The sequence below is a fragment of the Microlunatus sp. M237 genome (assembly GCF_056896895.1).
Genome location: NZ_JBXHBL010000005.1, coordinates 21,374 through 38,805 on the forward strand (window position 1 = coordinate 21,374; position 17,432 = coordinate 38,805).

A 17,432-nucleotide genomic window follows, 5' to 3' on the forward strand; every position below is an offset into this window, starting at 1 on the left:
GTCAGTTCTCTTTCTGCCGGAAGAACCAGAAGTTGATGGCGCTGATCACGACCAGGACGAGCGCGAGGAGATAGCTCATCGCGGCGGCCTTGCCCATCCGGAACTGCTCCAGCCCGACCTGAGCGATGTACATGATGGCGGTGCGGGTCTGGTTGGACGGGTTCCCGCTGGTGAGCAGGTAGGACTGGCCGAACATGTTGGCCGACGCCAGCACGGTCATGGTGAGGACGAAGAGCACCACCGGCCGCAGCTCGGGCAGGGTGACGTGGAGGAACTCGCGCCACGGGCTGGCTCCGTCCACCTTGGCGGCGTCGTAGAGGTTCTCGTCGACGCCTTGGAGGCCCGCCAGGTAGACGACCGAGTTGAAACCCATGGTCCACCAGACGGTGACGCCGACCAGTGACACCCACACCCACGGCACGGTGGTCAGCCACGCGATCTTGGTGTCGATCACGCCCCACTCGAGCAGGTAATAGTTGATCAGGCCGGTGTTGGCGTTCAGCAGGTATTGCCAGAGCAGGCCGATGACGCTGACGCCGAGAACGTACGGGGCGAAGTAGATGGCCCGGAAGAAGGTCCGACCGCGGAAATGCCGGTTGAGCAGCAGCGCCAGGGCCAGCGGGATGATCATCAACAGCGGGACCGAGAGCAGGACGAACAGCCCGGTCGCGCGCATGCTCTCCCAGAACTGCTGCGCCACCAAGGCCGCCGGTGAGAACAGCTCGGCATAGTTGCGCAGCCCGACGAAAGGCTGCACCGGCAGGAAGAAGTCCCAGTTGTGGAGGCTCATCCAGAAGCCGTAGCCGGCCGGAGCGAGGACGAAGGTGCCGAAGATGATCAGGAACGGAGCCAGGAAGAGGTACGGCGTCCACGGCTTCGGCCGGCTCGGCGGGCGGGTGGCGAGCCGTCGTACGGGGGCGGCCTTGCCGGTGGAAAGAACGGTCATGATCAACGCGCCTCTCGGTATTTGGTGAGGTTCTCCTCCAGCAGGAACGAGGCTTGCTGCGTTGCGTCCGCCAAAGCTTTAGGCACCGGGACTCGACCGAGGAGGGCATCACCGACGTTCGGGTAGAGCACCGTCGTCTGCACTTCAGCGATGCCCGCGATGAGGGGATAGAAGTGGATGTCGTTGATGCCCTTGGCGACGTTGATCTGCGGACCGAGCTCGGCGAAGGCCGGCTCGGCCAGGGTCGGCAACCGGGCCGGGACTGGGCCGGCCTTGGCCCATCCGGTGGAGTTCGACATGATCCAGCGCAGGAAGGTCGCCACCGCTGTGATCCGGCCGGGGTCGAAGGAGCGCTGCCTCATGATCACGAACTGGTGTGAGCCGGAGAAGGCACCGCGCTGCGTCCCGATCTGCGGCAGCGGCGCGACATCCCACTCCAGCTCCTTGACCTTCGCCAAGTCGTTGATCAAGGCGCCTGGACCGCCCCAGAGGAAGGCGGTCCGGTTGTTCTTGAAGGCGACGTTGGCGTCGGAGCCGCTGACGTCGCGTGGGCTGTAGCCCAACTGGATCAGGCTGTTCTGCCACTCCAACGCACGAATGCCGGCCTCGGACCCGAACAGGGCCTGGGATCCGTCCTCGTTGTAGTGGGTGCCACCCATCTGCCACAGCAGGGAGTCGAAGCCGCGTCCGACACCCTGCGGGTCGATCGCCGGCAGCCAGTGTCCTTGGATGTCGCGGCCGCGCATCGTGTCCAGCGCGGCCAGGTAGTCCTCGCCGGTCTGCGGTGGACGATCGGCGTCCAGGCCGGCGTCGTCGAGCACCCGCTTGTTGTAGAACAGGCTGTCGGGCCACATGTCGAGCGGAAGCGACCACCGGCGCCCGCGATACAGGCCCGACTCCCACACCACCGGGAGGTAGTCCTGCTGCTGCAGACCCAGCGCGGGCACCAGCGGGTCGAGCGGCGTGATCACCTCACGGGCCGCGTTCGTGACGACCTGGAAGTTGTGCATCAGGCCGAAGTCCGGTGCCAGTCCGCTCACCACCGCCGCCGGGAACTTCTGGTAGAAGTTGTTCCACGGGAGCGCGTACATCTCGACGGTGATCGAGGGATGCTCCTTGCTGAACTCCCCCAGCAGCGACCGCATGACCGGGCCGTCGCCGCCGGTGAGGCCGTTCCAGAACTGCAACGTGACCGGCGGCCCGTCGTATTCGTCTGCGGGCGTCGGAAGCTCCGCCTCGGTGCGTGACGCCTGGCTGCAACCCGACAGCGTGCCCGCCGTCGCCGCCCCGGCAGCAAGCAGCGCCCCTCGACTGAGCAGTGAACGCCGGCTCATCGTTGCCCGGAAGACCACGAATACCTCCTCGTATCCCGATCAGTGGAACATCTGTTCCGATGATCAGGACAGTAGTGGAGGCAGCTGGGGCATGGCAAGGACTCGTCCACGCGGATCACCGTGGCGTGGCCGCGGACGCGGCGGGCCGCCGCAGTCAGTCACTGAGGTGGCGCAGCGCTCCAACTGCACACGCAGCAGACTCGGGGGGTCGCCGCAGCCGGCCGACCAGGACACGCCATCGATCTACTCGTCACTGAAGATGCAGCTCAAACGGGACAGCCGCGAGCGTCACGACAATCGTGAGCTCAGTGCTGCATGTCCGAGAAGCGGGAGTAGTGACCCTGGAAGGCCACAGTGATGATCTTGGTGGGGCCGTTACGGTGCTTGGCCAGGTCGAAGTCCGCCTCGCCGGCGCGGTCCGACTCCTTGTCGTACAGGTCGGGACGGTTCAGCAGCAAGACCATGTCGGCGTCCTGCTCCAGCGAGCCGGACTCTCGCAGGTCGGACAGCATCGGCTTCTTGTCGGTGCGCTGCTCGGGGCCACGGTTGAGCTGGGACAGCGCCACCACGGGCACCTCGAGCTCCTTGGCCAGCAGCTTCAGCTGCCGGGAGAACTCCGAGACCTCGAGCTGACGGGACTCGACCTTTTTGCCGGAGGTCATCAGCTGGATGTAGTCGATCACCACCAGCTTGAGGTCGTGGCGCTGCTTCAGCCGCCGCGCCTTCGCCCGGATCTCCATCATGGTCAGGTTCGGTGAGTCGTCGATGTAGAGCGGCGCCTCGGACACCTGGCCCATCTTGGTGGCCACCCGGTGCCAGTCGTCGTCGCTCATCTTGCCGCCGCGGATGTGGCTCAGCGGGATGCTGGCCTCGGCCGAGAGCAGCCGCATGGTGATCTCGATCTGGCTCATCTCGAGGGAGAAGATGGCCGAGGTCAGCCCGTGCTTGATCGAGGCGGACCGGGCCAGGTCCAGCGCCAGGGTCGACTTGCCGCAACCGGGTCGGGCGGCCACGATCACCATCTGTCCCGGGTGCAGCCCGTTGGTCACCTCATCCAGCTCGGCGAAGCCGGTGGGCACGCCGGCCAGCTGGCCGCCGCGGGACGAGATCGCCTCCATCTCGTCCAGGGTCGGCTGCATCAGCTCCGACAGCGGCTTGTAGTCCTCGCTGGCCCGGCGGTCGGTGACGGCATAGACCTCGGCCTGGGCCCGGTCGACGATCTGGTCGACATCGCCCTCGGCGGCGTACGACATCTGCCCGATCCGGATCGACGCGTCGGCGAGGCGACGCAGGATGCCCTTCTCCCGGACGATCTCGGCGTAATAGCCGGCATTCGCAGCCACCGGCACGCTGGCCAGCAGCGTGTGCAGGTACGGCGCCCCGCCGACCCGGGTGATCTCGCCCCGCTTGGTCAGCTCGTCGGCCACCGTGATGGCGTCCGCCGGCTCGCCGCGACCGTAGAGGTCGAGGATCGCCTCGTAGACCTGCTCGTGGGCCGGCCGATAGAAGTCGACGCCGCGCAGCACCTCGACCACGTCGGCGATCGCGTCCTTGCTCATCAGCATCGCGCCGAGGACGCACTGCTCGGCCGCCATATCCTGCGGAGGGGTCCGATCGATCGATCGCCTGCTGTCGTCGTCGAACGGCGTCATCACCTCGGCAAGACTCACGAACGCTCCTTCTGCGATGGTGCTGACTGTTCCTCGACCGGCCTGATCCTCTGACCGGCCTGCTTCCTCGAACCGGTCGGTCTGGACCTCGTAGGCTCACCGTACGAGCAACCTCGGACACTTCGGTGCACCGCGCCGCTTCAGGTCAGCCCCGACCGGGCCAGGGCACAACGTACGCCCCTCGCGGTCCGCGCGATAGCACGTTATCCACAGCTTCTGGGGATAACCTGGGGACAACCGTCAACGACACGCACAGCACCTGTGCGCAGGCTGGGGACAAGACTGGGGACAACTAAGCACCACTGGCCCAATGTGCCCTTTGACTAGGGGAAACACGATAAGCGGCTGGTGGACAACTATCCGCACCGACATTCTTTTCGCCCCACCGACGGCGTGGGCGGACAGTTGACAACACCGCCTCCGAGTCGCTATCACACACGAGGCTGGGGAAAACTAGGCGCTTTCCAGACTTGCCGGTTTGTCGACACTGCAGGACACCGTCCGGGCCCCTAGAATCGCCGGGTGGCGCAGCAGACGGAACCGGACGCAGGCCCCGCAGCGGGCACGCCAGTGGAGGTTCTGCACCGGGTGTTCGGCTATCCGGCCTTCCGCGGAAACCAGGCCGAGATCATCGACCAGGTGGTGGCCGGCGGGGATGCCTTGGTGCTGATGCCGACCGGTGGTGGCAAGTCGCTGTGCTATCAGATCCCGGCGCTGGTCCGCGACGGTGTCGGTGTCGTCATCTCGCCGCTGATCGCGCTGATGCAGGATCAGGTCGACGCCCTCACCGCCCTCGGTGTCCGCGCGGGGTTCCTCAACTCCACCCAGGACCCTGCTCAGCGACGGGCTGTCGAGGACGCGTTCCTGGCCGGCGAGCTCGACCTGCTCTATCTGGCCCCGGAGCGACTGCGCGTCACCTCCACCCAGCGTCTGCTCCAGTCCGGCACGATCGCGCTGTTCGCCATCGACGAGGCGCACTGCGTGTCGCAGTGGGGCCACGACTTCCGCCCCGACTATCTCGGGCTGTCGGCGCTGCACGAGATGTGGCCCGACGTCCCGCGGATCGCGTTGACCGCGACCGCCACCGCTGCTACCCGGGCCGAGATCGCCACTCGGCTCGACCTCACCGGGGCCAAGCACTTCGTCTCCAGCTTCGACCGGCCCAACATCTCCTACCGGATCGTGGCCAAGGACCAGCCACGCCAACAGCTGCTGCAGCTGATCCGCAGCGAGCATCCGGACGAGTCGGGCATCGTCTACTGCCTGTCGCGCAACTCGGTCGAGACCACCGCGGAGTTCCTGACCAAGCAGGGCATCGAGGCGCTGCCGTACCACGCCGGCCTGGACGCCCGGACCCGCGCGGCGAACCAGTCCCGCTTCCTCCGCGAGGACGGGCTGGTGATGGTGGCCACCATCGCGTTCGGGATGGGCATCGACAAGCCGGACGTCCGCTTCGTCGCCCACCTCGACCTGCCCAAGTCGGTCGAGGGCTATTACCAGGAGACCGGCCGGGCCGGGCGGGACGGGTTGCCGTCCAGCGCCTGGCTGGCCTACGGGCTTCAAGACGTGGTGCAGCAGCGCCGGATGATCGACACCTCCGAGGGCGACGCCGCCCACCGCCGCCGGCTCGGTACGCACCTCAACGCCATGCTGGCGCTGTGCGAGACGGTGGAGTGCCGCCGCTCCCAGCTGCTGGCGTACTTCGGGGAGCAGACCGGCCCCTGCGGCAACTGCGACACCTGCCTCAGTCCGGCGCAGGCCTGGGACGGGACGGTGCCGGCCCAGAAGGTGCTCTCGACGGTGTACCGCCTCGACCGGGAGCGCCGGCAGCGGTTCGGCGCCGGGCACGTGATCGACATCCTGCTCGGCCGCTCCACCCCCAAGGTCGCCCAGTTCAGCCACGACCAGCTGAGCGTCTTCGGCGTCGGCACCGAGCTGGCCGAGAGTGAGTGGCGCGGCGTGGTCCGGCAGCTGCTGGCCCAGGGCCTGCTGGCCGTGGAGGGCGACCACGGCACCCTCGGGCTGACCGAGGCCAGCGCCGAGGTGCTCTATTCGGGACGTACGGTGCGGCTGCGGCGCGAACCCGAGCGCAGCGCCCGATCCGCCGGCCGCTCCAGCGGGTCCCGCCGGGCGGCCGCAGCGGCGGAGCTGCCCGCCGACGCGCAGCCGGTGTTCGAGCAGCTGCGGGCCTGGCGAGCCGCCACCGCCAGCGAGCAGGGCGTACCGGCGTACGTGATCTTTCACGACGCGACGTTGCGCAGCATCGCCGCGTTGCAGCCGACCACCCTGGACCAGCTGGGCACCGTCAGCGGGGTCGGTGAGAACAAGCTCGCCAAGTACGGCCAGCAGATCCTCGCCGCGTTAGCGGCCTGATGCCGCGCCGCGTTAGCGGCCTGATGCGCGCCGGCCTGATGCCGCGCCGCGCTGGTGGTGGCGGTGGGCTGGCAGGATGGTCGGCGTGCTGATCGCCACCTGGAACGTCAACTCGGTCGGGGCCCGGCTCCCGCGGCTGCTGGACTGGCTGGAGCAGCGCTCCCCCGACGTGGTCGCGCTGCAGGAGACCAAGTGCGCTGCGGACGCCTTCCCGTACGCCGACGTCAGTGCCCTGGGCTATTCGGCGCTCGCCGTCGGCGACGGCCGCTGGAACGGGGTGGCGGTGCTGTCCCGGGTCGGGTTGGAGCCGGTCGCCACCGAGCTGCCCGGCCACCCCGAGCCGCGCTATGTCTCGGCGTCCTGCGGTGGCGTCACCGCCACCAGCGTGTACGTCCCCAACGGACGCTCGCTGGACGACCCGCACTACGCCTACAAGCTGGACTGGCTGGCCACCCTGCGCCGGGGTCTCGATGAGGTCGACCGCAGCGTCCCGCAGGTGATCATGGGTGACTTCAACGTGGCGCTGACCGACGCCGACGTGTGGAACCCCGCCTCGTTCGTGGGCTCCACCCACGTCACCCCGGCCGAACGCGCCGCGCTGCAGTCACTGATCGACTGGGGCCTGGTCGACATCGCGGCCCGGCCGGGAAAAGGCGATCATCCCTTCACCTACTGGGACTACCGCGCCGGGATGTTCCACAAGGACTTCGGGATGCGGATCGACTATGTGCTGGCCAGTCCCACGCTCGAGGTCGTGGACGCCTGGGTGGACCGGGAGGCACGCAAGGGCAAAGGTCCCTCCGACCACGCGCCCGTCCTGGTGGAGATCGTCGACCCGACCTGACGCGCGGCTCAGCGGCCGAGCTCGCGCCGCAGCACGAAGAAGTACGGCTGCGCCATCCCCCGCAGGTCCATCGCCCCGAGCAGCGTGTCCCCGTCGACCAGTCGGAAGGCGTCCTGGATCGGCTGGCTGTCGTAGATCATGGCGGCCGAGGTGATGCCGCGGTATTCGAGCATCCGCAGCCGTGACCGGGGAGCGCGGGTGCTCAGCAGGGGCAGACTCAGCCGGAACGCGCGGTCGGCCAGCGGCAGGTGACCGAGCCGCGGCCAGGCCGTGAGCAGGCCGAGCGGCAACCGGGCGGGGTCCACGTCGACCAGCTCTCCCGTCGGGCCGCGGAAGATCAGCGGATGCCCGTCCTCGGGGTTGTCGAACCGCTTGCCGTGCCAGCCCAGCCGCTCGAGCAACCCGTCCAGCGGATGCCCGGTCGGCAGCTCGCTCCCCCGCCACGCCCCGCGCATCGTGGCCAGGTCCACCGCGGGCAGGTCGTCGAAGAAGTCCAGCGCCGCGGCGGTGGTCGTACCCTGCTGAAGCGTGGCCAGCCGATCGGCGGCGGACGGCGGCGACTCGGTCATCGGCTTCCCCTCTCGCGGTGGATCCTCGTCTCCTCAGGTCTACCCGAACGCAGGCGGTCCTGTCCTGGCCGCGACCGGGTCGACCACCGCGGCCAGACGGGGCGACGCCCAGCGGATCCCTGGTGGCCCTGAGGTGGAGGCCCATGTACGGACTCTCGCGTATGGACGCGCGCGTCTGGGCGATGGCTGCGCCGGGTCGAGTGCGATGGACTCGACAGGTGGATAAGACACTCCTGACCCTGTCGGTTCTGACCAGCGGGCTGATGGCCGGCCTGTTCGCTGCGTTCAGCTATGCCGTGATGCCGGGCCTTCGTCGCACCGACGACGCGACCTTCGTTCACTGCATGCGGTCGATCAACAAGGCGATCCTCAGCAACCCCGTCTTCGGAGTCATCTTCGCCGGCGCCTTGGCGCTTCTGGTCAGCGCGCTGATCAGCGTTCGCCACGAGGGAGGGGTCCGACTCTGGGTCGTCGGTGCGCTCGTGCTGTACATCTCGACGATGGTCGTCACCATGGTGCTCAACGTCCCGCTGAACGAGCGGCTCGAATCCGGTACGGACTCGGCAGCCGCCCTGCGCGCCGCCTTCGAGAGTCCCTGGGTCACCTGGAACACGATCCGCGCCCTGCTCAACGCAGCTGCCTTCGTCGCAGCGACGATCGCCCTGCTCCGGCTGCCATCCGGGTGAATCCTGTCCGGACGCCGGCGACGACGACGCCACTGCGCCAGACGTCGTGACCTCTCAGCCAGTCGAAGAACGGACCAGGTCGGTCTGCGGAACAGACATCATCGGGGCGAGAGCGAGTTGTCGATCCCGGGTCGCGGCAGGCCGACCAGTCGACTCGCGCTTGCCCAGAGGCTCGCGGCGGCGGCGTAGTCCCGGCCACCCCTGCCGGGCCTGCGTACCGTCGGATATCCCTTGATGCTGGCGATGCCGTCGGGACCGACGTAGGCGTTGCCGGCGACGTCCTGGGTGGCGGCGAACAGCAACGGCAACGCACCGTGCGCCGGGTCGTTGAGCAGAAACGGGAACCGGTTGATCACGTTCGCTGACGAGAACGCCACCGCGGTCGCGTTGTTCGGTGATCAAAGAGACCACCCCTCGACCGCCGTCGACGAAAGGGACCACCCCTCGACCGCCGTCGACGACGAGCTCAGCCGCAGTGCGGCGTACCGCTGGTTCCTCATCCCCAGCACCCGCGAGCTGTATCCGCCCGAGGACCATGATCACCACGGTCGGGTCCAGGTCTCCCAGCTCCGCGGCGCCGCCGCTCGACTCGGTCCGGCCGCCACTGCGCCCTTGATCAGGCACCTCCATGATCACAGTCCCGAGTTCGCCCGGCTGTGGGCCGCGCAGGAGGTGGGGCTTCGCTATTCGGAGCAGAAGCGACTCGTGCACGCTGAAGTGGGCGAGCTCTCCCTCTTCTGCCAGCAGGTGGTCGACCCCGACCAGGCCCAGACGTTGCTGGTCTTCACCGCGACCCCCGGCACCCGGAGCGCGGAGAAACTGCGGCTGCTCACCGTCGTCGGCACCTACAACGTTGCGACCGGCTAGGCCTCAGCCGCCGCGGTCCACCGACGCTGAGTCCTGCTGGCCGGCGATGTGGCCCGCCCGGTGACTCGGTTGCACCCGCCGCACTGGTGATCAAGCACCGGTTCAGCCAGCACGGCCACGGGCTCCGGCGCGGTAGTGCGCTGGGCTGATGCCGCGTACTCGGGTGAACGCCGCGCTGAAGGAGAAGGGGGTGCCATAGCCGACCTTGGCGCCGATGGATCCGATCGTCCAGTCCGTCCGGATCAGCATGTCGGCGGCCAGAGCGAGACGCCAGGCGGTCAGGTAGGCCATCGGGGGCTCACCCACCAGCTCGGTGAAGGTGCGCGCCAAGGCCGCCCGGGATACCCCCACCTCGGCCGCCAGCGACGCCACCGTCCACGGGCGGCTGACGTGATCATGGAGCAGCCGCAGCGCCGGGCCGACCACCGGATCGCTGCTCGCGAGATACCAGCCTGGGCGGTCGGCCTCCGCGCTGGCCAGCCAGGCCCGAACAGCGGCCATCACGACGAGGTCCAGCAGCCGGTCGAGGAAGACGTCCTGTCCGAGGTGCTCGCGCTGCACCTCGTCGCACAAGATCGTGACGAGGTCAGAGCTCCACCGGTCTTGAGTCAGCACGATGAGGGTCGGCAGCGTCCGTAGCAGCCGCTCGCTGACCGCGGACGCGCGTTCGTACGTCCCCGTCACCAGCACCGTGTCGCCTTCGGTGTCGTTGCCCCAGGCTCGCGTACCCAGCGTCATCTCAGCTGAGATGCTGCGCCCGGACGCGTCCGTGCAGATCTGCCCGGGATTGATGAAGTAGACAGGTTCGGTGTCCGGTGCATCGGCCACCGTGTAGGGGGTGGGTCCCTTCGCGATCAGCACGTCGCCGGCGTGCAGGTGGACGGGATCGACATCGTCGGTGACGATCCAGGCGTCCCCGCGCGCCACCACCGCGATCGAGAGCGGTGCTTCGTCTTGGATCCGGATCGACCACGGGGGTTGGAGCACCGACCGCATCAGGAACGCCCCATCCGCCCGAGGACCATCCAGCAGTCCACTCAGTGCGTCCATGGAGGCAATCTAGTGGACGCCTGCGTATGTTTCGGCGTGTTCTGGCCATGGTTGCGCCGGCTTGAGTGCGATGGACTCGACCTGTGGCGACGAGACTCCCCGGCCGGTTCGGTGGGGACTCATTCGCCGCGGCCGAGGTCACACCTGTGGCCGAAGCGCCAGCTGAACCCTCTGCGAAAGGAAGCACCATGCCAGACCCCAACCCGGGCCCGACCGTGATCATCGGCGGCACCGGAAAGACCGGCCGCCGGGTAGCCGAACGACTTCAGCAACGCGGCGTCGCGGTACGCCCGGTGTCTCGGTCCACACCCATCCGGTTCGACTGGGACGACGTCGACACCTGGGCGCCGGCGCTCGCCGACGCGGGCGCGGCCTACATCACCTACAGCCCCGACCTTGCGTTTCCCGGTGCCGACCAACAGATCGCCGGGCTCGCTGCCATGCTCGCCGAGCGGCAGATCCGGCAGGTGGTGCTGCTCTCCGGCCGGGGTGAGGACGGCGCCATCGCGAGCGAGCGGGCACTCCACGCCGCACTTGCGTCAGCGATCGCCGTCCGCTGCTCGTTCTTCACCCAGAACTTCACCGAGGGACCCTTCCTGCCCAGTGTCCTCGACGGCGACTTCGCGCTGCCGGTGAGCCCGGCGGTGGCCGAGCCGTTCCTCGACATCGATGACCTCGCCGACGTCGTCGTCGCCGCCCTGTCGGACGTGGCACAGCACGGCCGGATCCTCGAGCTGACCGGACCCCAGGCGATGACCTTCCCCGACGTCATGGCCGTTATAGCGCGGCGAACTGGGCGGACCGTCGCGTTCCGGGAGATCTCCGCCCCGGAGTACGTCGAACAGGCGGTCCTGGCCGGTGTCCCGGCCGACCTGGCCGCAGGTCTGGCCGCGCTGTTCGCCGAGGTTCTCGACGGCCGCAACGTCGCAACCACCACAACGGTCGAGGATGTCCTCGGTCGTCCGGCGACGGCCGTCGACGTCACCATCGGGCGAGCTGCCGAGCGGGGATGCTTCGAGGACGGGACCCAGCCGCCGGCCCCCCTCACCGGCGCGGACCGGTACGCCGGTCGCGGCGGTCCCGGTATCAGAGACTGAGATCCGCCAGCGTCGCGATGACCGCGATGTCGTCGAGGCGCCCTGTGCTGGGACTGCGGGGCGTTTCGAGAGCACCTTCGCGGTCCAGCCACACCGCGCCCCACCCCGCCGCCCGGGCGGCGAGGACGTCGTTGGCCAGATCGTCGCCGACCATCACGCAATCCCCGGGTGCGAGGTCGAGTGCCTGGTTGACGGCAGCGAAGCACCGGGGATCGGGTTTCGCCGCCGGCAACCGAGACGACGCAAACAGCTGATCAGCAAGGCAATCCAGGCCGACAGCGGCGAGCTTCTGCTGTTGTTGATCATGATCACCGTTGGTGAGCACCGCCAGCCAATAGCCCTGTGCGCGCAGCCGGGTCACGCTCGGCAAGACGTCGGGAAACGCGACCCAGTGGGAGCGATAGTGGGTCAGGTAGCCCTCGAAGGCCTCATCGGTTTGAGAGTCGTCCCAGCCGGCGGCGCCCGGCCAGAACGCCCGGACGCGACGCCGGCGCTGGTCCTGAAAGGAACACCGGCCCGACCGGTACGCCTTGAATGCCTCGGCCTCCAACCTCAGCCACCGGTCAGTACGCTCGCCGAGCTCGGCGTCACTCACCCCTCGTTCGGCGCACCACGCCCGACACGCTGCGATGGCGGAGCCCCGGTGGTCGAGCAGGGTGTCGTCCAGGTCGAAGACCACTGCCGCGAAGCCGGCCAGGTCTGCCATGCCGCCACCGTACCCAGGGCCGCCGCTGACCGCCGCGGGTCTCATGGCTGCTGCTGCGTGGGAGCCGGTGCAGCATTGCGGAGCCGGATGCCACTGAAACCGACCGTCGACGAGACGACGGCGTCCCACCAGGGCCACAGCGATCGCACCAGGCGCAGCTCGATCCCAGCTCGTTCATGCAGCGCGAGCAGGTCGCCCACCGGCTCCGGTGGCCCGAGGGGACTGACGCGCTGGCGAGCCACCATCGCGTGCGGCTCGTCCGCGTCGCCGTACGGGTCGAACCCAGCGGCGTCGAAGCGGTAGGCGAAGACCTGAGCAGCCTGGATCCGATCCAGCCAGGCGTACTCCACCACATGGACCCGAGCGGCGGAGGGGCCGAGGACCCGCTGTTGATCATCGTCGGTGGTGCTGCTGGTCGCCCATGCCATGGCGCGTGGGCACTGCCGCGGGAACCAGTAGCTGGGAGCATGGTCAGCATTCACCGCCCAGACGTACGCGGTGGGATCGGTCGCTGTGGCCGCGACGTGAGGGGTGAACTCGATGATGGTCGGATCCTCCGAGAAGTGGAGCACCTCGCCCGCTCGTGGCCGCATGACGCGAGCCTAGAGCGACGACACGTCGATGGTCACTATGACTGCGGACACGACCGAGCCATCAGGCAGTGCCGCGCCTGATCAGGCGCCACGGCACCGCGATCCGCTCGCAGGGGAGGTCGGGTTCGTCGATCCGGCGCAGGAGTCGCTGGATCGCCGGACGATAGTTGGTGTCCTCGCAGCCGACCGTGGTCAGCGGCGGAGTGACGGCGAGGCCTTCCTCGATGTTGCCGGCCCCGACGATCCGGACGTCGTCAGGAACCCGCAGACCCAGCTGGATCGATGCCCACATCGCCGTGATCGCGCCACGGTCCGAACCGACCATGATCGCGTCCGGTCGGCGGTCGACGGGTTGCTGGAGCAGCTCGGTGACCAGCGCGTGGATCTGCATCTCACCGCCATAGGCGGCCGGGACGGTGAACCTGGTCGTGATGCTGGCGCGATTGAAGCCGGCCGCCGTGAAGGTGTCCAGGAACCCGTCCTTGCGGGGGTCGGGATGATCGCCCGAATCGCGGGCGATGTAGGCGGGTCGAGCAGTGCCGGTATCGATCAGATACTGGGCGGCTTGGGCCACCGCGTCGTATTCGTTCTGAACCAACACGTCGATCGCTCCGGGGGAGAATCCCTCACCCACCGCGAGCACGGGTACGCCGGAAGCGGCGATCCGGTCCAGCCGATCCTGGCCGTAGGTGGCGTTGGCCACCACGACGACAGCATCGGCGATGCCGTCCGACACGAGCTTCTCGCTGCGGTCGATGGTCCGCGGACCGGTGTCGTCGAAGCGCACGATCACCACGCCCAAGCCGGCCTCATCGGCCACTTCCTCGATCTGGGTGATCAAGGTCAGCGCCCACGGGTTGAGCGGCGTGTACGCCGCCACGGCGACCAGGCCGGTGCGGTTGCGACGCAACACCCGGCCGGCGCGCTGAGGACGGTAGTTCAGCTCGGCCATCGCGGCGAAGACGCGTTCTCGAACTTCCGGGGTGGCCGGGCTCTTGCGGTCCGCGCGGCCGCTGATGACATAGCTGACGGTGGCGACGGAGACGCCGGCAAGCGCTGCGACGTCGCGCTGCGTCACTGCTCGTGACGGTCGTGCTGGCATCGAACCCCCTCTCCCCTTCGCCATGACCACGCAGTCTCGCACCCTTGACAAGATCTGGCCCGAACCATAATGGTTAATCGCATACCCGGTTAAACGAATACCCAGACAAAGGAGCCATGGATGTTTGACGCCACAACGGATCGGATCAGCCGCCGTACGCTGATCGGCGGCGCCGCCGGACTGGGTGCCATGGCACTCGCGGGCTGCCAGGTCGACACCGGAGCCTCCGCCGGAGCGGAAGCGTCCGGCACCGGCCTGGAGTTTCCGGACTTTCCGACCGAGCTGCCGACCGAGGACGTCACCTTCCGCTGGGTGGACAGCGGCGACCTCAAGGCCGTCTTCGAGAAGGCGGTGCTGGACGCCTTCACCGCCAAGCACGACAACATCACCACGCAGTACGACGGCAACGGCTGGGACAACGTCAACCAGGTGGTGCCGCTCGGCATCCGCAACGGCAGCGCTCCGGACGTCTTCGCGTTGCCGCAGAACGTCCCCGCGCAGACGGCCATCGCCGAGGGCTGGGTTCAACCGCTGGATGACGTCGTCCCTGACTTCGCCACCTGGAAGGCCGGCTTTCCCGAGACTGCGCTGATTCCCGGCGTGCATGTCTTCGACGGCAAGACCTATTCCTGGCCGTTGAACTCCACCCGTCGGCTCGACAAGATGATCTTCTTCGACACCAAGGTGATGGCCGCCGCCGGATACGACGATCCGGCCGGCACCGTCAAGACCTGGGACGATTTCCGGACCGCCGCGAAGAAGGTGACCGACTCCGGCAAGGTCGGCTACGTCGTCACGGGTGACCAGCTGTCGGTGTGCCTCGCCATCTTGGCCAACAGCGCCGGCTGGCGCGGCAACAACAACGGGATGGACATGCGGTCGGGCGAATACGTCTACGACGCGCCTGAGATGCTGGACGCCATCGAACTGCTCCGGTCCATGATCGCCGACAAGTCCGTCATCCCCGGCTTCCTCAGTCTCGGCGACAAGGATGCTCGTGCGCAGATGCCCACCGGCAAATACGGCATGATTCTGAACGGACCGTGGGACATCCCGTCCTGGAAGAAGCAGTCACCGGACTGGGACTACTCCATCGCCGTGGCCCCGAGCCCTGACGGCCGGGACTACCACGTGCCCTATCGCGAGACCGGCGCCAACATGGTCTGGGTGTACGCCAAGACGCCCCATCCTCAGGTGGCGGGCCAGCTGATCGCCTACATGGGCTCGCTGGCCGGTCAAACGACCATGGTGCAGCTCAGCGAAGGCAACCTCGTCTCGACCATCGCCCAGGCCAACAGCGACGCAGCCCAGCCTGGGCTGCTGGACCCGAAGGCGGAGCAGGCGGCAGGTCTGGCCCGGGCGATGATGCGCACCTGTCCCCAGGTGGAGCTGCGCAGCGACGACGCCGCCAAGGTGGCCCTCCGGTTCAAGCCCGTGTCGCCGACGATCACCGACCTGATGCAGGGCATCTTCTCCGGCCAGCTCAGCGACGCCCGTACAGTCCTCACCGAGCACTCCGCCCGGATGAACAAGGCGCTCGACACCGCGATCGCCGCCGCCCAGGCGGACGGCGCCAAGATCGACCGCGAGCAGTATGCGTTCTCCAACTGGGACCCGACGAAGGACTACGTCGCCGCCGACTACAAAGCGCTGGGCTGAGCCACGATGGCGACAGTGTCCACCACCGAGCTGCGGGTCCAGAACCGGGTGGGAGGTTGGTACGAACGCGTCACCGCCCGTTGGTGCTACGTATTCTTGCTCCCCGCCCTGATTCTGGCCGCACTGTTCACCTTCTATCCCATGATCATGTCCTGGGTCTATTCGACGATGTCCTGGTCTGGCTTCACCAGCGAGATGACCTTCGTCGGGTTGGAGAACTACGCCACCTTGGTCGTTGACCCGCTGTTCTGGCGGGCGTTCGGCCGGTCGATGATCTTCGTCCTGGTGGGTACCCCGCTGCGCGTCGGTCTCGCCCTCGTCGTGGCGCTCATCCTCAACCACCAGGTCAACCGCCTCTCCACCGTCTTTCGGACCATGTTCTTCCTGCCGGTGATGGCGTCAGCGTCGGTCATCGGTGTGGTGATGACCTTCGTCCTGAGCCCGAACAACGGTCCGGTGAACACGGTTCTGACCGGTACCGGCTTGGTGGACGCTCCGGTGGAGTTCCTCTCCAACCCGAAGCTGGCTTTCTGGACCGCCCTGCTGGTGCATCTGTGGAAGAACTTCGGCATCACGATGATCTATTGGCTCGCTGCCCTGCAGACCGTGCCGAAGGACTACTACGAGGCCGCCTCCGTCGACGGCGCTAAGGCGTGGCAGCTGCTGCGGCACATCACGATGCCGATCCTGCTCCCCTTCACGGTGATCATCATCGTGCTGACGGCCCAGGAGAACCTGCACGCGTTCGCCATGATCCAGGCGATGACGCAGGGCGGTCCCTATTTCACCACGCAGGTGATTGAGATCTTCATCTATCAGACCGCCTTCGCTGCCGACACCAGCGGCGGGGTTCCCCAACTGGGCTACGCCTCCGCCGCCGGGTGCTTCTTCGGAACGGCCACCCTGATCATCGGACTGATGCAGGCCTGGGCCGCCAAACGGGTCGCTGAGACCCGGCGGGAGCTCAAGGCCGACAGCACTGCCGAGGAGACGATCGCATGAGCACGCTGACCGACGCCCGACCGGGAGCGCCGTTCAGTCCTGACGGGCCGGCCACGACGCCGCCTCCCCGCCGGCAACGGCCCCGCTTCTCCCGGCGGGAACGTTGGTGGGCGGTACTCACTAGCATCATCTTGATCCCGATCCTGCTCGTCTGGGTGTATCCGTTCGTATGGACGCTGTCGTCGTCGATCAAGAGCAACACCGAGATCTTCAGCAACGTCAACCCGTTCACCTCGGTGGTCCGGCTCGGCAACTACAGCCAGGCCTGGAATGACGCCGACATGGGCAAATATCTGTTCAACACCGTTTTCGTCACTGGATTCTCCATCCTCATCGCCGTCACCACCGCGGCGCTGATGGGGTATGTCCTGGGGCGGTACCGGTTCGCCGGCAAGCGCGTCGTCATCGCCTTCTTCGCACTCGCGGTGTTCCTGCCCGAGGGCTACACCATCATCCCGATCTTCGACCTGGTCGACGCGCTGCACCTCAGTGGCAGCCTGTGGGGGGTGACCTTGGCTGAGGCCGGCGGGATCAACGCCGTCACCATCTTGCTGTTCGCCGGCTACTTCGCCCAGATGCCCAAGGAGCTGGAGGAGGCGGCCCGCGTCGATGGCGCCGGATTCGTCCGGATCTTCCTGCAGATCTATCTCCCGCTGGCCAAGCCCGTCACCGCCACTGCCGTGATCTTGCAGTTCATGCACTCCTGGAACGACTTCCTGCTGCCGCTGGTGCTGACCCTCAGCCGCCCCGAGCTCCGCACGCTGTCCGTCGGCATCTACGCCCTGCGCAACCAGTACTACAGCGACTGGGGAGTGATGACCGCAGCCTCAGCCATCGCCTTGCTGCCGATCATCGTCTTGTTCCTCTTCCTCCAGCGCTACTTCGTCGAAAGCTTCGCGGGAGCCATCAAAGGCTGATCGCCGCCGCGTGATCA

The 17,432-nt window shown here is 67.6% G+C and carries 17 protein-coding genes; 8 read left to right on the forward strand and 9 right to left on the reverse strand.

Annotation, left to right across the window (positions count from 1 at the left end; genetic code table 11):
• Position 1: 1 nt before the first annotated feature.
• The 3 genes from AC1XX3_RS17825 to dnaB form a co-directional block, all read right to left on the reverse strand.
• A complete protein-coding gene (locus tag AC1XX3_RS17825) occupies positions 2-946 on the reverse strand; it encodes a carbohydrate ABC transporter permease (RefSeq protein WP_483322524.1) in 945 nt (314 codons plus the stop codon).
• A gap of 2 nt (positions 947-948) precedes the next feature.
• A complete protein-coding gene (locus AC1XX3_RS17830) occupies positions 949-2,298 on the reverse strand; it encodes an ABC transporter substrate-binding protein (RefSeq protein WP_483322525.1) in 1,350 nt (449 codons plus the stop codon).
• A 287-nt stretch (positions 2,299-2,585) separates the two neighbouring features.
• A complete protein-coding gene (gene dnaB / locus AC1XX3_RS17835; RefSeq protein ID WP_483322709.1) occupies positions 2,586-3,932 on the reverse strand; it encodes a replicative DNA helicase in 1,347 nt (448 codons plus the stop codon).
• Between the two features lie 540 nt (positions 3,933-4,472).
• On the opposite strand from dnaB, the gene recQ reads away from it, so the two are divergent.
• Positions 4,473-6,323 carry a DNA helicase RecQ gene (gene recQ, locus AC1XX3_RS17840; protein WP_483322526.1) on the forward strand — a complete coding sequence of 617 codons (1,851 nt, stop codon included), beginning with the start codon at positions 4,473-4,475 and terminating at the stop codon, positions 6,321-6,323.
• Positions 6,324-6,408: 85 nt separating this feature from the next.
• Entirely contained in the window at positions 6,409-7,167 is a 759-nt protein-coding gene (locus AC1XX3_RS17845) for an exodeoxyribonuclease III (RefSeq protein WP_483322527.1), read from the forward strand.
• 8 nt (positions 7,168-7,175) lie between these two features.
• Here AC1XX3_RS17845 and AC1XX3_RS17850 read toward each other — a convergent pair whose 3' ends face one another.
• Positions 7,176-7,736, reverse strand: a complete 561-nt coding sequence (locus AC1XX3_RS17850) for a DUF4334 domain-containing protein (RefSeq protein WP_483322528.1) — start codon at positions 7,734-7,736, stop codon at positions 7,176-7,178.
• Between the two features lie 218 nt (positions 7,737-7,954).
• Between AC1XX3_RS17850 and AC1XX3_RS17855 the strand changes: the two genes are divergently transcribed.
• Positions 7,955-8,422, forward strand: coding sequence for an anthrone oxygenase family protein (locus AC1XX3_RS17855; protein WP_483322529.1), 468 nt, complete (start codon positions 7,955-7,957; stop codon positions 8,420-8,422).
• A gap of 98 nt (positions 8,423-8,520) precedes the next feature.
• Here the strand turns inward: AC1XX3_RS17855 and AC1XX3_RS17860 are convergent, their stop codons facing one another.
• The gene (locus AC1XX3_RS17860; protein ID WP_483322530.1) at positions 8,521-8,799 is read right to left on the reverse strand and encodes a hypothetical protein; all 279 of its coding nucleotides are present in this window, start codon (positions 8,797-8,799) and stop codon (positions 8,521-8,523) included.
• On the opposite strand from AC1XX3_RS17860, the gene AC1XX3_RS17865 reads away from it, so the two are divergent.
• Positions 8,771-9,289: an MmyB family transcriptional regulator gene (locus tag AC1XX3_RS17865; protein WP_483322531.1), complete on the forward strand. Its 519-nt coding sequence runs from the start codon at positions 8,771-8,773 to the stop codon at positions 9,287-9,289. The genes AC1XX3_RS17860 and AC1XX3_RS17865 overlap by 29 nt on opposite strands.
• A 102-nt stretch (positions 9,290-9,391) precedes the next feature.
• On the opposite strand, the gene AC1XX3_RS17870 is transcribed toward AC1XX3_RS17865, so the two are convergent.
• Complete coding sequence (locus AC1XX3_RS17870; protein WP_483322532.1) at positions 9,392-10,339, reverse strand: AraC family transcriptional regulator; 948 nt, start codon at positions 10,337-10,339, stop codon at positions 9,392-9,394.
• A gap of 188 nt (positions 10,340-10,527) precedes the next feature.
• Here AC1XX3_RS17870 and AC1XX3_RS17875 point away from each other — a divergent pair, with 188 nt between their 5' ends.
• The gene (locus tag AC1XX3_RS17875; RefSeq protein ID WP_483322533.1) at positions 10,528-11,436 is read left to right on the forward strand and encodes an SDR family oxidoreductase; all 909 of its coding nucleotides are present in this window, start codon (positions 10,528-10,530) and stop codon (positions 11,434-11,436) included.
• Here the strand turns inward: AC1XX3_RS17875 and AC1XX3_RS17880 are convergent.
• The 3 genes from AC1XX3_RS17880 to AC1XX3_RS17890 all read right to left on the reverse strand — a co-directional run bounded on the left by AC1XX3_RS17880 (position 11,426) and on the right by AC1XX3_RS17890 (position 13,837).
• Positions 11,426-12,142, reverse strand: coding sequence for an HAD family hydrolase (locus AC1XX3_RS17880; protein ID WP_483322534.1), 717 nt, complete (start codon positions 12,140-12,142; stop codon positions 11,426-11,428). The genes AC1XX3_RS17875 and AC1XX3_RS17880 overlap by 11 nt on opposite strands.
• 41 nt (positions 12,143-12,183) lie before the next feature.
• Positions 12,184-12,735, reverse strand: coding sequence for a DUF6886 family protein (locus AC1XX3_RS17885; RefSeq protein ID WP_483322535.1), 552 nt, complete (start codon positions 12,733-12,735; stop codon positions 12,184-12,186).
• 61 nt (positions 12,736-12,796) lie between these two features.
• Positions 12,797-13,837 carry a LacI family DNA-binding transcriptional regulator gene (locus AC1XX3_RS17890; protein WP_483322536.1) on the reverse strand — a complete coding sequence of 347 codons (1,041 nt, stop codon included), beginning with the start codon at positions 13,835-13,837 and terminating at the stop codon, positions 12,797-12,799.
• Between the two features lie 120 nt (positions 13,838-13,957).
• Here AC1XX3_RS17890 and AC1XX3_RS17895 point away from each other — a divergent pair, with 120 nt between their 5' ends.
• The 3 genes from AC1XX3_RS17895 to AC1XX3_RS17905 are packed head-to-tail and all read left to right on the forward strand — an operon-like array spanning position 13,958 to position 17,415.
• Positions 13,958-15,496, forward strand: a complete 1,539-nt coding sequence (locus AC1XX3_RS17895; RefSeq protein WP_483322537.1) for an ABC transporter substrate-binding protein — start codon at positions 13,958-13,960, stop codon at positions 15,494-15,496.
• A 15-nt stretch (positions 15,497-15,511) separates the two neighbouring features.
• On the forward strand, positions 15,512-16,498 hold the full coding sequence (locus AC1XX3_RS17900) for a carbohydrate ABC transporter permease (RefSeq protein ID WP_483322538.1): 987 nt from the start codon (positions 15,512-15,514) through the stop codon (positions 16,496-16,498).
• On the forward strand, positions 16,495-17,415 hold the full coding sequence (locus AC1XX3_RS17905; protein ID WP_483322539.1) for a carbohydrate ABC transporter permease: 921 nt from the start codon (positions 16,495-16,497) through the stop codon (positions 17,413-17,415). Before AC1XX3_RS17900 ends, AC1XX3_RS17905 begins: the two co-directional genes overlap by 4 nt.
• Positions 17,416-17,432: the final 17 nt, after the last annotated feature.